The sequence below is a fragment of the Rhizobium sp. 10N414 genome (assembly GCF_056394785.1).
Map to the genome: position 1 here is coordinate 102,509 of NZ_JBFTIN010000010.1, position 13,093 is coordinate 115,601.

A 13,093-nucleotide genomic window follows, 5' to 3' on the forward strand; every position below is an offset into this window, starting at 1 on the left:
TTCCATTCCGCTCAACAAGGAGCAGGCTGGAGGTGTCAAAAGGAAAGCGCCCGCGTACCGCCAAGGCTTGTGACCTCACCCGAGGGTGCCTCTCCGTCTGTCCTTCCAGCCGTCGGAAGCAGACTGACGCGTTTGCTAGCGCCAGGCGCAAGATGAAACCAATCATCCTCCGGCCGATAGCCATCGACGTTGAGGTGGACCGACTGGGCGAACCTGTCGGCTGCGAGATCGACGACCCACCCTTCGTCCTGTGGCGCCACCGACACTTGGATTTCGGCGTCGTGGAGGGCCTTGGAGCGCCCCAACGGAAAATGAAAGGCATCGGCGACCACAGGACCTCCGTCCGGCAGACGCAAGCGCGCGACGGTGACGTCGTGAGAGGGCGGGCCGAAGCGGAAGGCGTAAGTCGTGTCAAAAAAGGCGCCAAAGAGATCAGTGGCGGCAAAGGTCTCGCAGCTTCTCGGCGCCAAGGTCAGAATGCGGCCGCCGCTGACGGCGTGCTGCCTGCCATGCCGCAAGCAAACCAGCTCGAGATCAAGCTGGAGAGCATGCTCGGTCTCATTCAGGACGTGAACGTCGAGGCCATTTGTGCCCTCGTCGGTCACGACGACCTGCACAGGCCGGAAAGCGCGGCGCAGGGCATACCACACCGGCTTGGGCTCGCCGGTTGAATCGATCACACCCCAACCAGCTCCGGGCATCAGATCCTGCAGGGTCCAGACCAGCGCGCCGTTGCAGCTCGACCCCTTCCGGCGCCATTCGGCAAACGTCGCTTCCGCAACTTCACCGGTGACGACGCGGGAGAGATCGAGGTATCGATCACGATCCTCACGACGGAGACGCGCCGGATCCTCGCCATAGAGTTCCGCCAGATAGAAATCCCTGACGTCCTCGAAATCCCACGATGCGCCGCGATCGCGGGGGACACGTGATTTCCATAGCGGACTATGGACAGGCGGTACATCCAGATGGCGTTGCAGCGTTCGCTGCTGTGGAACATGGGCGAAAGCCAGGCTCTCGGTCGCGAAGCGAACGTTGGCACGGCGCGCGTCGTCAAGCGGGCGCATATAAGCGCCGACCCCGTAATAGTGGGTGACTCCCGCATTCGGAGAAAACGGCATCGCGCCGCCCGAAGGCGAATTTGGCACATAGGGGACGTCGGGGCGCATACGCCCGGCGATCGCCGGAATAATCTCCTCCGTGATCGGACCCGACCAATAGTCCTGCGGCAATCCCAGCATCGCGGCCTGCTGATAGATCTCGCTGCCGCCGCAAACCACCGCCAACGACGGGCACCCCTGAACGGCATGCAGCAATTCCTCGACTTCCGCGTGGACTTGCGCAGTGAGAGCCTTGTCGTTCTTCGGATAGTCGAAATTGGCAAACATGAAGTCCTGCCAGACGAGCAGACCAAGCTCGTCGCAGAGCTCAAAGAACTCCCGCGTTTCGTAGGCCATCGTGCCGCCAATGCGGAGCATGTTCATGCCTGCCTGCGCGGCAAGGCGCAGGAACGGCTCATAGTCGGCCTTGCCACCCGGCAGCCGGACGATATCCGCCGTGGTCCAGACCGCACCGCGGCAAAAGATGCGCTCGCCGTTGATCAACAACGCAAAACCCTCTCCGTCTTTTCCGCGGTCGACGTCGATGCGCCGAAAGCCGATTCGGCTGGCGTGATGCTCAACGCCGTCGACGAGGATCGAGAAATCATAGAGGCACTGTGCGCCGTGAGTATGGGGCCACCAGAGATCGACGTTCTCCAGCCTGACGATTGCCGAATAGTGATTCTCGCCGATCTTCTCGAATGTCTGCTGAACGCCTCCGCACCGGAGCACTAGATCCGGATTGTTGACATTTGCATGAAGCGAAACGCTCAGTCGCCCGGTGTTATCCGCCTCGAGCACGGCGCGGACAGTGACGTTGTCAATCGAAACGACATCGCGCGGGACAAGCGTGATGGGGCGCCACGGACCGACAGCATGAACTTCCGGACACCAGCCCGGCATGCGCCCGAGCAGCGTTGTTCGAATATTCTTCAAGCCTTGCGGCGTGATCATCTGCGGCCGCCAACGAGCGCGCGGGCCGGGCTCGGCAAGCCGCGGTGCCAGCGCCCGGAAGCAAAGCGCCAGTTCGTCGCCGCCGGAAAGCGTCACCGGTATCTCGTGCATGGTGAACATGCTTCCCGATGACAGGATCTCCTGCCCATTGAGGAAGACATGACACAGCGTCGCCAAGCCCTCGAAGCGAAGAAGCGCATCGCCGGGTTGTACGTCAAAAAGTCGGCAAAGATACCACGCATCGCGCGTGTCGAGCGGCTCCGGGTTTTCACGATCGAAGTGCCCGGCCTTCTCCAATGCCGCGGCAACGGTCCCCGGCACCTCGGCGGCGATAAACTGCGCCGACAACGGAATGTCATGCGGCGTCGCACAAGCGCCCGGTTCCGTCAGAACCAGATTCCAACCTTCGGCGAGCAGAGTTTCCTCCGCACCGACACTCGCCAACCGTCCCCGCATGCTTAGACTCCCGGCTTCACAAGCGCTCCTTGAGAGAAGCCATCATGGAATCCCACGCATCGGCTGCCGGATCAAGCGCCGTGCGTAATGGCTCGTATTTCTTCCGGGTGACCGCCCGGGCGAGCTGAAACTGCACGGACTTCGCGACTTCGGAAATTCGGCGCGCGTCTTCAATTGCGGACGCGAATTCGCTCGCAGAAAGCCAAGCCAGGTGATCTCCGGCAAGCTCGAAATTGGCACCGAACTGGCGCAGCGTATTGAATGCGTACTTGTGAAAGAAGCCAAACGGCCGCTCTGCGACTGCTTCCACCTGCTGCGGAAACACTTCGACAAAGGCGCGAATCGGATTCGAGACTGGGCGGCGACCGAAGTGAGTTCCTAGAAGCCTGCGTGCCATAGTGCTGACATGCGCCGTATCCGGCATGCGAACCGGAAATTTCGCGAACTCGGTGTAGGGAAGGAACGACGGATCGTCCGCCGTCAGTTGCAGCTGGAACAGCCCCTCGAAGTCTTCACCCTCAAGCTGGAAATAGCCGCCATTGTGGAAATACTCCACGCGCTTGCCGGTGAGATCGAGCCTGTTGATCGCCACGGTGGTCTTGCCATGCTCGGTCCGATAAGCGGTACCCTGCGTATCGGGCATATAGAACGAGTCCATCTCGATCAGGCAAAGGCGCCCGCGTGCGATCTGCACCTCGATATGCCGTTCGACGCGGTCGAAAATGGCAAGCTCAGTGACACGGATGTCATAGAGTGACTCGAGATCCTCGAGCGGCACCTTGAAGAAGGTGAACTGATCGCCCTCGAAGTCCTGCGTGAGCGTAAAGCCAAGCATCGCCTCCGGTACCGCGCCGCAGCCGCTCAGCACTTCGATCCAGAGGTCGACATAGCAATTGGTTTCAGGCCACATGCGCTCGCCGGAATGGAGCGAATGCGGTTGATAGCCGTCCGGGCGGACCCGCGGAAAGACGGCTCTCATCGTTTCATTCAGCCCCACAGCGCTTGACGCACCTTGGAAGGCCAATGCTTGACCTCGAGCCCGTGGTGATGAAACAGCGCGAGCGCGATACGCTCAAGCCCGAAGCCGACGCAAGCGGTGTGCGCAACGCTCTCGTCTTCGAGGTACAGGCCCCATTTCGCACCAAATGCGTCCTGGTGGTAGTTGAAGCTCATGCAGGCCGTCGGCTTGGCAACCGAGGTGATCGGGATAAGCAGCTCGAACTTCAGGTTCTGATCGCGCTGATTATTGGCCAGCATCTTGCCGGCACGGCCGAAGAACGGGTCGTTCGCGACATCAATGGTCACATCCAGACCGACCGCCTTCATCATTTCGACGCCGCGATCCATCCAGCGTTGACGGAAATCCGTGACGTGCTGCTCGGTCCCCATGCAAATATATTCACGCATGCGGAAGAGCTGCTGGCGGGCGGGATCCTGCGAAGGCTCGTGGCGGAAGCAATAGGATTGCAGATCGAAGAGGCCGCCGCTCATCGGCAGTTTGCCGCGCCGAGCGACAGTCGGATAAAGCGGATAGCAAGCTGCAGGCGTCAATACGATGTCGGTTGCCTGTTGATCCTTGGTCCAATCGTCGCCCACCTCCATGCACTGGAGTAGGCTGATGTGGTCGAGCTCGCTGCCGCAGAAACTGTGGACGGTGCCGGCAAGCTGCGGGAAGCTCTTCATGTAGCCGCTCTTCTCGAAGAAGGCGCGGTTCATCCCGGGCGGAAAGCGCATCGCTTCCGCGCCGTCGGCGCCGCCGAACCTGTCGATCAGGCGCTCGAAGGCGGCGATCACGTCTTCGAATTGTCCGCTGCGCCCGTAGAGACCGTCAACGCCCGTATCGATCAAGAGACCCGATTCAAATAGCCTGTCCAGAAACGTTGTCTGCACGTCCATGTCGTCACCCCAGTAAGCTAGTGTCCTGCTTATGAACAAGAAGCATGCTCGACGTATTGCCGAGAATGCGGTCATTCGAGATCATGAGTTGCGCCGAGTGGGCATCGCGCAGATGGCGGCCGACGCTGAATGGCGTGCCGTTCTTGTAGCCCATGATCCCGCAAATCAGCATCACGTGATTGACGATCTCGAGGATCGTCTCAGATGAGGCAATCTTTACGTTGTTCATCGTGACGGCGAAGCCCATGGAAGAGAGCTTGTCGGCGTCGCTCCTGGCGTCCTCGTAGGCCTTCAGACCGGCGACAACGTTCGATCGAACCATCTGCTGCAAGTTTGACACCTCGGCGAGCCTCAAGGCTCCGGGCGGTGGCGTACCCGGCGACTTGCGCGCTGCGGCGCGCACGAACGCCTGTGCACGGCCAACCGCGTCTACCGCGATGCCATACCACACGCTGCTCCAAAGAAGGTGCGACGATGCCAGCATCGATTGCGCCGCGATCTCTGCGAAAGGCTTCGGCAGGATCTGTTCGGCCGCAGCCTCGCCCTTGAAGAGGAAACCATCTGAGCAGGTACCGCGCATGCCGAGCGTGTCCCACGTATGCGTTTTTTCCAACGTGTACTGCTCCTTCAGAAAGACGGTCAGCACCTGATCGGAAGAGGCGGCAGTTGCGTGGGCACGCGAGGTAACCATGATCGCATCGGCGTGGGAGCCGTAGGATATGACAGTGGCATCTTTCTCCAGACGGCAAATGTCACGATCCACCTCGATCGCGCAGATGCTATTCCTGAGATTGCCGCCGATCCCGCCTTCCGTCGTTGCCGACGCGACCAGCAATTGCTCGGCAGCAACACGTAGCATGAAGGCCCGATGCCACTCGCTCTCGCCGCCGTGCTCAACAAGGCTGCAAAGCTTGATGTGATGCATGGCGAAGACCATGGCAGCCGAAGCACAAGCCTGACCAAGCATCGAGCATAACTCGGCGATCTGTGCGATCGTCGCGCCTTCGCCACCGAAATGGCGTGGGATCTGAACGCCTAGCAAGCGCTCGGCCCTCATTGCCTCCACGGCTTCGTGCGGGAACCTCCCTTCAAAATCGACGGAGTCTGCATGCTTTGCCGCAATCGCTGACACGCGCGCGGCTCTGGCGGCAAGATCCTCTTGCGCGATTTTGACCGGAAAGTTCATTCAGGCGACCTTCCGGCTATCTTTGATCTGGTCAACGGTCCTTGCGATCGCCGCGATGCTGGCGAAAGACTTGCGATTCAAGAGATTGTCGGGAAACTCGATATCAAAGGCTTCTTCGATGCCAAGCATAAGCTGCACGGAAGCGAAAGACGTTAGGCCGACCGCATAGAGGTCGGCATCATCGGCGACCTGATCGACAGAGACAGGGAGCTTTCCAAATTTGACCAGGAGCTCACGGATCGTAGTATTCATTATGACTTCTCCAAGATGATCATATCTCGAGTGGCGAAACCGCCTTGTTCTCGGAGTACGCGTAGTCTGGAAAAGACAAAATTGTCCTAAATGACGTAGTTAAAGTCAGCTAAGCTTCTCAGCTAAATTCCTACGAAAGAAACGGGGAAGGGGGGGAGCTTGTGTTAGATTTCAACATCTTGCTCGCGAGCTGTATTTTTGGGTGACCAACGGATCTTGTGACACATTGTCCAATAACAACACTTCTTTCGCCCATTTTTGACTAGGCGACCGGCGGATACAGGTGCTCGCCGCCGCGATAATCCGAAACCGAATAGCAGCCTTCGCCCATCTCACTGATCGACTGAGGAGCGATCACTGCTTTGCCATGGCCACCGGGTATGTCGAGTATGTAGGTGGGCTGGCAAAGACCTGAAATCCGGCCACGCAATGCGGCGACGATCTTCTGCCCCTCTTCGATCGTCAGCCGAAAATGGCTCGTGCCTGGCGCCAGATCGGGATGATGCAAATAGTACGGCTTCACACGCGTCTCGACGAAGGCCTTCATCAACTCCGTCAGCACCGCCGGATCATCATTGACGCCCTTCAGAAGCACCGATTGGCTGACCATGACCATGCCGGCATCGATCAGGCGAGCGCATGCTGCGCGCGCCTCGGCGGTCAGTTCGCGGGGATGATTGGCGTGCAGCGCCACGTAGACGGTCTTGCCGCTCGCTCTCAGGGCCGCAATCAGGGCCGCATCCACTCTCGATGGATCAACCACGGGAACCCGGGTATGGAACCGCACGATCTTGACGTGGTCGATCGATGCCAGTTCGCGAAGAATTTCTTCCAGCCGTCGCGGTGACAATACGAGCGGATCGCCGCCCGTCAGGATCACTTCCCAGATTTCCTCATGGTCGCGGATATAGGCGAAGGCCGCAGACATTGCATTGGGGTCAAGGGTGCCCAAGCCTTCCGGACCGACCATCTCGCGGCGAAAGCAGAAGCGACAGTAGACGGGGCAGACATGCACCGCCTTCAACAGCACCCGGTCGGGATAGCGATGAACGATCCCCTGTACGGGACTATGGGCTTCGTCGCCGATCGGGTCGGCGCGCTCTTCGGGCGTCGTGATCAGCTCAGCCGGCTCAGGAACGAATTGCCGGGCGATTGGATCTGAATCATCGGCTCGGTCGATCAATCCTGCAACGGTCGGAGTCAATGCAATGGCATAGCGTGCGGCGACATCAGCCAGCGCGTCCCGGTCTCTCCGAGCCAGCAGCCTTGCGCGTGCCAGCCCTTCGACCGTCTTGATGGGCCCGTTACTGTTCATCTGCCGTACTCCGCGACCGGAGCCCACATCACCTGATCGATCCGCGAGGCCCCGGTTGCCAGCATCACCAGCCGATCGAAGCCAAGAGCGATGCCGCTTGCCTCGGGCATGATGGCAAGCGCGTCCAGAAAGTCCTCATCGAGAGGATAGCTTTCGCCGTAGATGCGAGCTTTTTCAGACATCTCGATCTCGAAGCGGCGGCGCTGTTCCGCCGCATTGGTAAGCTCGCCGAAGCCGTTTGCAAGCTCGACGCCGCAGGCATAGACCTCGAAACGTTCGGCAACACGGGGATCTCGCGCCGAGGGGCGCGCTAGTGCCGCTTCCGACACCGGATATTCGTCAAGAATGGTCACACGGTCGAAACCCAGATGAGGCTCGACCTTTTCGACAAGCACGCGGCTGAACAAGTCCGCCCAACCATCGTCATCGGCAACACGCATGCCGACCCTCCTGACCTGGTCAGCTAGATGCGCCCGATCCGTCGCACCGTCGGCTGCAACGGAGCCCAGCAGATCAATACTGGCATAGCGTTCGAAAGCCGCGGCAACACTGATCCTGTCCGGCCCGGCAAACGGATCGCAGTCCCGGCTTTTATAGGTGAGCCGCGCCGTCTTCATGGTTTCCGCAGCAAGCGCCAGGATTCGAACGCAATCCATCATCAGGCTCTCGTAACTTTCGCCCACGCGATACCACTCGAGCATGGTGAACTCCGGGTGGTGCAGGGGGCCGCGCTCGCGGTTGCGATAGACGTGGGCGAAACAGGCGATGCGCTGTTCGCCAGCCGAAAGCAGCTTCTTGCAGGCGAATTCAGGCGAGGTATGCAGATAAAGCGGCGCTGCAGTCTGGCCGTCCGTCGTCAAGGCTTCGGTGGCAAACGCATGAAGATGCGCCTCGTTGCCCGGCGAAACCTGCAGCGTCGCGGTGTCGACCTCCAGAAAATCCTCGCTCAGGAAATAGCGGCGCAGCGCGGACTGGATGGCATTGCGCCCAATCAGGAACGGACGGCGGTCCAAATGCACGCTCGGCGTCCACCACGGCGATACTTTGGCGTTCGAGGGATTCATTGGCGTCGTCCTGGCCGGCCTTCCAACGCTAGGGCTGGCTATTTGCCGGATTTTAGGTTAGTTGCGCCCCCAAAGAACAATCAATCGCGTCTTCGGGGCTGTATCGACAGTCCTCTACGACGCCAAAAGCCGAGTTACAAGGAAGTCTTAATGGTCAAGGTCATCGCCTCTTCCGTCCGCAAGGGCAACGTTCTCGACGTGGATGGCAAGCTCTACGTCGTTCTGACTGCCCAGAACTTTCATCCGGGCAAGGGCACGCCGGTCACGCAGGTCGACATGCGTCGTATCGTTGACGGCGTCAAGGTCTCCGAGCGCTGGCGTACAACCGAACAGGTCGAGCGCGCCTTCGTCGAAGACGTGAACTTCCAGTATCTCTACGAAGATGGCGAAGGGTTCCACTTCATGAACCCGGCGACCTACGACCAGGTGGTCGTGAACGATGAAACGATGGGCGATCAGAAGGCCTATCTGCAGGAAGGCATGACCTGCATCCTGTCGATCCATGAAGGCGTTCCGCTGGCTCTCGAACTGCCGCGCCACGTGACCCTCGAAATCACGGAAACCGAACCGGTCGTTAAGGGCCAGACGGCCTCGTCCTCCTACAAGCCGGCAATGCTGTCGAACGGCGTGCGCACCATGGTGCCGCCGCACATCAACGCCGGCACGCGCGTCGTTATCGCCACGGAAGACAATTCCTACGTCGAGCGCGCAAAAGACTGACTGTCTGCCGCATGCGCCGAGTAAACTAAGCCGCTTTGGAAACGAGGGGCTTTTTTGCTGTCGGCAGTTAGCTGATCCGGCGGTTGCTCAAACAAAAAGCGCCAGTCAGGCCGGCGCTTTCGATCTCAAAAATAGTAATCCTAGCGCCTTAGTAGCGCGGGCAACGTGCCTCGTAACGGCGCCCGTAGCGGTCTCTGTAGACGCAGTAACCGCGACGTTCAACGGACTGGCCGATCAGTGCGCCAGCGAGACCGCCGGCAACGGCACCGATTGCAGCACCGCCCCAGCTATGGCTGACGGCACCGCCGATAATAGCGCCGGAACCCGCGCCGATTGCGGTTCCCTGTTCCGTCGCCGTGCAGGAAGCAAGTGCGCCGACGAGGGCGCCAATGAGCACAATCTTCTTCATCATGACATAACTCCCAGTTTTTTCGTCGCTTAGATGCGACCCATTAGCACAAGAATAACAATAATGAGGAGAACTAGCCCTAAACCGCCGGAAGGTCCATAGCCCCATCCGCGGCTATAGCCCCAATTTGGTAAGGCGCCGATCAAAAGCAGAATAAGGATAATGAGCAGTATGGTGCCAAGCATGGTTCAAGTCCTCGACGTCATTACACCTGGAATGGACGAGAAACACACATCTCCGATTTTTGTTCCATATGTATCAAATGTTTGGTTTTAGCGGCAAAATGACCTAATCGTACGCCGTTTTCCGTCCCGCCGCGTAATATTGCCCCCATGACAACAAGACACGGGCAGATGTCGCTCGTCGATTTCGGACAAAACGACGTTGACAGCCTGGACAAGATTGCGTTGCACGTATGCCGCGAATTTCGAGATTCAGCATCTTGTGGGAAAAAGTGATTCAAAATCAATACTTAGCCGTGAACAAACACTGAATCATGCGGAGTCTGCGATTCGTCTCCGATTCGTTCTCAAGCTGTTCCGAATCGCAAAACGAGCAATCTGCAAGCTATTCGCGCAACAGAAAACTGCGGAGTAAATTCAAATCGGCCCTTGCGTTTGAGACAACGGCTGTCCATGTGTGTGCTGCTCGGAGAGGAGCTGACTTGACCTGGGGCACCCTCGCCTCATCTGCAGGACCATGACACTGACATCGCAGCCGATGATACTGAGTGGGCGCGGAGTAACCGCGGTGCTCGGACCAACCAATACCGGCAAGACGCATTATGCCATTGAGCGCATGGTTGCCCATGGCACCGGCGTGATCGGGCTGCCGCTGCGGCTGCTGGCGCGCGAGGTCTATACACGCGTCGCCGAAAAGGTCGGAATTCAAAACGTTGCCCTGGTAACGGGCGAAGAGAAAATATCGCCTCCCAACGCCCGCTTTTCGGTCTGCACCGTCGAGGCAATGCCACGCGAGACGAAGGCGGCGTTCGTCGCCATTGACGAGGTTCAACTCGCCGGCGACCTCGAGCGAGGGCACATCTTTACGGACCGGATCCTTCATCTGCGCGGCCGCGACGAGACGCTGTTGCTCGGCGCCGGTACAATGCGTCCGATCCTGCAGCAACTGCTCCCTGGAATTACCATCGTCGAGCGTCCCCGGCTTTCCCACCTGTTCTATGCCGGACAGAAGAAGATTACCCGCCTCCCGCAGCGTTCGGCGATCGTCGCCTTCTCTGCCGACGAAGTCTATGCGATTGCCGAGTTGATCCGCAGGCAGCGCGGCGGGGCCGCCGTCGTTCTCGGAGCCCTCAGTCCGCGCACCCGCAATGCGCAGGTGGCACTCTACCAAGCCGGCGATGTGGAATATCTGGTCGCCACGGATGCGATCGGCATGGGCCTCAATCTCGACGTCGACCACGTCGCCTTCGCGCAGGATCGCAAATTCGACGGCTATCAGTTTCGTAACCTCAACCCCGCCGAACTTGGGCAGATTGCCGGCCGTGCCGGTCGACATGTTCGCGACGGGACGTTTGGCGTCACCGGTCAGGTCGATCCCTTTGATGAGGAATTGGTTGAACGCATCGAAGGCCACGAGTTCGACAATGTGAAAGTGCTGCAGTGGCGCACGAAGAACCTCGACTTCAGCTCCCTGCATGCGCTCCGCGTGAGCCTTGAGACCGGCCCTACGGTTTCTGGCCTGACACGCGCGCTCCCCGCCGTCGACCAGCAAGCGCTGGAACAGCTGTCGCGCTACCCCGAGATCATCGACCTTGCGAACAATCCGGCGCGCGTCGAGAAACTATGGGAAGCCTGCGCGCTTCCGGACTATCGCCGCATTGCACCGGCCCAACACGCCGATCTGATTTCCACCCTCTTTTCCGATCTCGTCCGCTATGGCACGGTAAACGAGGACTTCCTTGCCGAGCAGGTATACCGCGCGGATCGAACAGACGGTGAGATTGACACGCTTTCGGCGCGAATCGCGCAGATAAGAACTTGGACCTATGTATCGAATCGGCCCAATTGGCTTGCCGATCCGACACACTGGCAGGAAAAGACGCGGGAAATCGAAGATCGATTGTCCGATGCGTTACATGAAAGGTTGACGAAACGCTTTGTTGATCGCAGGACATCTGTGCTCATGAAGCGCCTGAGAGAGAATGCGATGCTGGAAGCTGAAATCAGTGTAAATGGCGATGTCTTCGTAGAAGGACATCATGTGGGGCAACTGTCGGGATTCCGGTTCACGCCCATTTCGGGAGCGGAGGGACCGGACGCTAAGGCTGTCCAGTCTGCTTCGCAGAAGGCGCTCGCTCTGGAATTCGAGGCACGTGCGGCTCGCCTCCATGCGGCCGGCAATGGCGACCTCGCGATCAGCTCCGACGGTTCGATCCGTTGGCTGGGCGACCCGGTGGCACGCCTGGCAGGCAGCGATCATGTCATGCGCCCGCGTGTCATCATTCTCGCCGACGAGCAGTTGACCGGCAATGCCCGCGACCATGTGGCCGCTCGTATCGAGCGCTTCGTAAATCACCACATCAGCACCGTCCTGAAGCCGCTTGACGATCTGTCCCGCGCAGAGGACCTGCAGGGCCTTGCAAAGGGCCTGGCATTCCAGCTTGTCGAGAACCTCGGCGTACTGTTCCGGCGCGACGTGACCGAAGAAGTGAAGTCGCTGGATCAGGATGCGCGGGCCTCAATGCGCCGCTACGGTGTCCGCTTCGGCGCCTACCACATCTTCGTTCCGGCACTTCTCAAGCCCGCCCCGGCAGAGCTCATCACGCTCCTCTGGGCGTTGAAGAATGATGGCCTCGACAAGCCAGGTTATGGCGATCTCATTCCCGTGCTGGCGGCAGGCCGTACCTCGGTCGTTACCGATCCGGGCTTCGAGCGCACCTTCTACAAGCTGGCCGGCTTCCGGTTCCTTGGCAAACGCGCGGTCCGTATCGACATTCTGGAGCGCCTGGCCGACATTATTCGCCCGCTCCTTCAGTGGAAGCCGGGCCAGGCCAATCGTCCCGAAGGCGCTTATGACGGTCGCCGTTTCACGACGACAACCGCCATGCTTTCGATCCTCGGCGCAACGCTGGAGGACATGGAAGAGATCCTGAAGGGGCTCGGTTATCGCGCCGATGCCGTCAAGGCGGAAGAGGCAGCTGCCCATCTGTCGGCTCAGGACGCTGCCGCAGCGCCGGCGACCGAGACGGCGGTTGAGGATAATGCGGAGAAGGCAGATCACGACGATGCCGACAGCGCATCGGAGGAAGCCCCTTCCGAAGCCCCAGCTGCTGTTGAAGCAGTGGCAGCCGAACAGCCGGTCATCGCAAATCCCGAAGAAGCCGAGGAGCCGAAGCCGGTCCTTCTCTGGCGCCTTGGTGGCCGTACGGACAACCAGCGTCAGGCTCGCAGCCCGGGCGAACGCCGTGGCGGCAACAATCGCGGCCAGGACCGGGGGTCCGAACATCGCCGCCAGGGTGCTGCGAATGGCGAGGGCCGCGACGGCAACCGCCAGCATCGCGGCAAGGATGGCGGCAAGCCACAGCAGGGACGCGGTGACCGCAACGAACAGCGTGGCGACCGTCAGGACCGTGGCGACCGCAAGGATCGCAACAACAACCGTGGCGGACCACAGCCGTTGCGCTTCGAGGCAAAGCCACCGCGCAAGGAAAAGCCGATCGATCCGGATTCTCCTTTCGCCAAGCTCGCTGCCTTGAAGGAGCAGATGAAGAAGTAAGCG

11 protein-coding genes are annotated in these 13,093 nt (G+C 59.8%); 2 read left to right on the top strand and 9 right to left on the bottom strand.

All coding sequences use genetic code 11. The annotated features are described in order from the left end of the window. Positions 1 to 35: 35 nt before the first annotated feature. The 7 genes from AC1DE4_RS12150 to epmA form a co-directional block, all read right to left on the bottom strand. Positions 36 to 2,510, bottom strand: coding sequence for a glycoside hydrolase family 2 protein (locus AC1DE4_RS12150; protein WP_477881448.1), 2,475 nt, complete (start codon positions 2,508 to 2,510; stop codon positions 36 to 38). 16 nt (positions 2,511 to 2,526) lie between these two features. Next, positions 2,527 to 3,489, bottom strand: coding sequence for a DUF1839 family protein (locus AC1DE4_RS12155; protein ID WP_025658092.1), 963 nt, complete (start codon positions 3,487 to 3,489; stop codon positions 2,527 to 2,529). A gap of 8 nt (positions 3,490 to 3,497) precedes the next feature. Beyond that, positions 3,498 to 4,406, bottom strand: a complete 909-nt coding sequence (locus tag AC1DE4_RS12160; RefSeq protein WP_025658091.1) for an amino acid--[acyl-carrier-protein] ligase — start codon at positions 4,404 to 4,406, stop codon at positions 3,498 to 3,500. 4 nt (positions 4,407 to 4,410) lie between these two features. Continuing rightward, a complete protein-coding gene (locus tag AC1DE4_RS12165) occupies positions 4,411 to 5,592 on the bottom strand; it encodes an acyl-CoA dehydrogenase family protein (RefSeq protein ID WP_025658090.1) in 1,182 nt (393 codons plus the stop codon). After that, positions 5,593 to 5,844 carry an acyl carrier protein gene (locus tag AC1DE4_RS12170; RefSeq protein WP_018855877.1) on the bottom strand — a complete coding sequence of 84 codons (252 nt, stop codon included), beginning with the start codon at positions 5,842 to 5,844 and terminating at the stop codon, positions 5,593 to 5,595. It abuts the gene before it with no gap. Between the two features lie 262 nt (positions 5,845 to 6,106). Then, entirely contained in the window at positions 6,107 to 7,159 is a 1,053-nt protein-coding gene (locus AC1DE4_RS12175; RefSeq protein ID WP_025658089.1) for a lysine-2,3-aminomutase-like protein, read from the bottom strand. Beyond that, positions 7,156 to 8,223, bottom strand: coding sequence for an EF-P lysine aminoacylase EpmA (gene epmA, locus AC1DE4_RS12180; RefSeq protein ID WP_025658088.1), 1,068 nt, complete (start codon positions 8,221 to 8,223; stop codon positions 7,156 to 7,158). Before epmA ends, AC1DE4_RS12175 begins: the two co-directional genes overlap by 4 nt. Before the next feature lie 150 nt (positions 8,224 to 8,373). Between epmA and efp the strand changes: the two genes are divergently transcribed. Further along, complete coding sequence (gene efp / locus AC1DE4_RS12185) at positions 8,374 to 8,943, top strand: elongation factor P (RefSeq protein ID WP_018855880.1); 570 nt, start codon at positions 8,374 to 8,376, stop codon at positions 8,941 to 8,943. 148 nt (positions 8,944 to 9,091) lie between these two features. On the opposite strand, the gene AC1DE4_RS12190 is transcribed toward efp, so the two are convergent. After that, a complete protein-coding gene (locus tag AC1DE4_RS12190; RefSeq protein ID WP_018855881.1) occupies positions 9,092 to 9,355 on the bottom strand; it encodes a YMGG-like glycine zipper-containing protein in 264 nt (87 codons plus the stop codon). Positions 9,356 to 9,381: 26 nt separating this feature from the next. Continuing rightward, positions 9,382 to 9,537, bottom strand: a complete 156-nt coding sequence (locus tag AC1DE4_RS12195; protein ID WP_018855882.1) for a DUF3309 family protein — start codon at positions 9,535 to 9,537, stop codon at positions 9,382 to 9,384. A gap of 514 nt (positions 9,538 to 10,051) precedes the next feature. On the opposite strand from AC1DE4_RS12195, the gene AC1DE4_RS12200 reads away from it, so the two are divergent. Continuing rightward, a complete protein-coding gene (locus AC1DE4_RS12200; RefSeq protein WP_025658087.1) occupies positions 10,052 to 13,090 on the top strand; it encodes a helicase-related protein in 3,039 nt (1,012 codons plus the stop codon). Positions 13,091 to 13,093: the final 3 nt, after the last annotated feature.

Excerpts from the sequence above, each read along its gene's own strand:
- AC1DE4_RS12150 (WP_477881448.1), bottom strand. The coding sequence starts at position 2,510 with ATGCGGGGACGGTTGGCGAGTGTCGGTGCGGAGGAAACTCTGCTCGCC.
- AC1DE4_RS12155 (WP_025658092.1), bottom strand. The coding sequence starts at position 3,489 with ATGAGAGCCGTCTTTCCGCGGGTCCGCCCGGACGGCTATCAACCGCAT.
- AC1DE4_RS12160 (WP_025658091.1), bottom strand. The coding sequence starts at position 4,406 with ATGGACGTGCAGACAACGTTTCTGGACAGGCTATTTGAATCGGGTCTC.
- AC1DE4_RS12165 (WP_025658090.1), bottom strand. The coding sequence starts at position 5,592 with ATGAACTTTCCGGTCAAAATCGCGCAAGAGGATCTTGCCGCCAGAGCC.
- AC1DE4_RS12170 (WP_018855877.1), bottom strand. The coding sequence starts at position 5,844 with ATGAATACTACGATCCGTGAGCTCCTGGTCAAATTTGGAAAGCTCCCT.
- AC1DE4_RS12175 (WP_025658089.1), bottom strand. The coding sequence starts at position 7,159 with ATGAACAGTAACGGGCCCATCAAGACGGTCGAAGGGCTGGCACGCGCA.
- epmA (WP_025658088.1), bottom strand. The coding sequence starts at position 8,223 with ATGAATCCCTCGAACGCCAAAGTATCGCCGTGGTGGACGCCGAGCGTG.
- efp (WP_018855880.1), top strand. The coding sequence starts at position 8,374 with ATGGTCAAGGTCATCGCCTCTTCCGTCCGCAAGGGCAACGTTCTCGAC.
- AC1DE4_RS12190 (WP_018855881.1), bottom strand. The coding sequence starts at position 9,355 with ATGATGAAGAAGATTGTGCTCATTGGCGCCCTCGTCGGCGCACTTGCT.
- AC1DE4_RS12195 (WP_018855882.1), bottom strand. The coding sequence starts at position 9,537 with ATGCTTGGCACCATACTGCTCATTATCCTTATTCTGCTTTTGATCGGC.
- AC1DE4_RS12200 (WP_025658087.1), top strand. The coding sequence starts at position 10,052 with ATGACACTGACATCGCAGCCGATGATACTGAGTGGGCGCGGAGTAACC.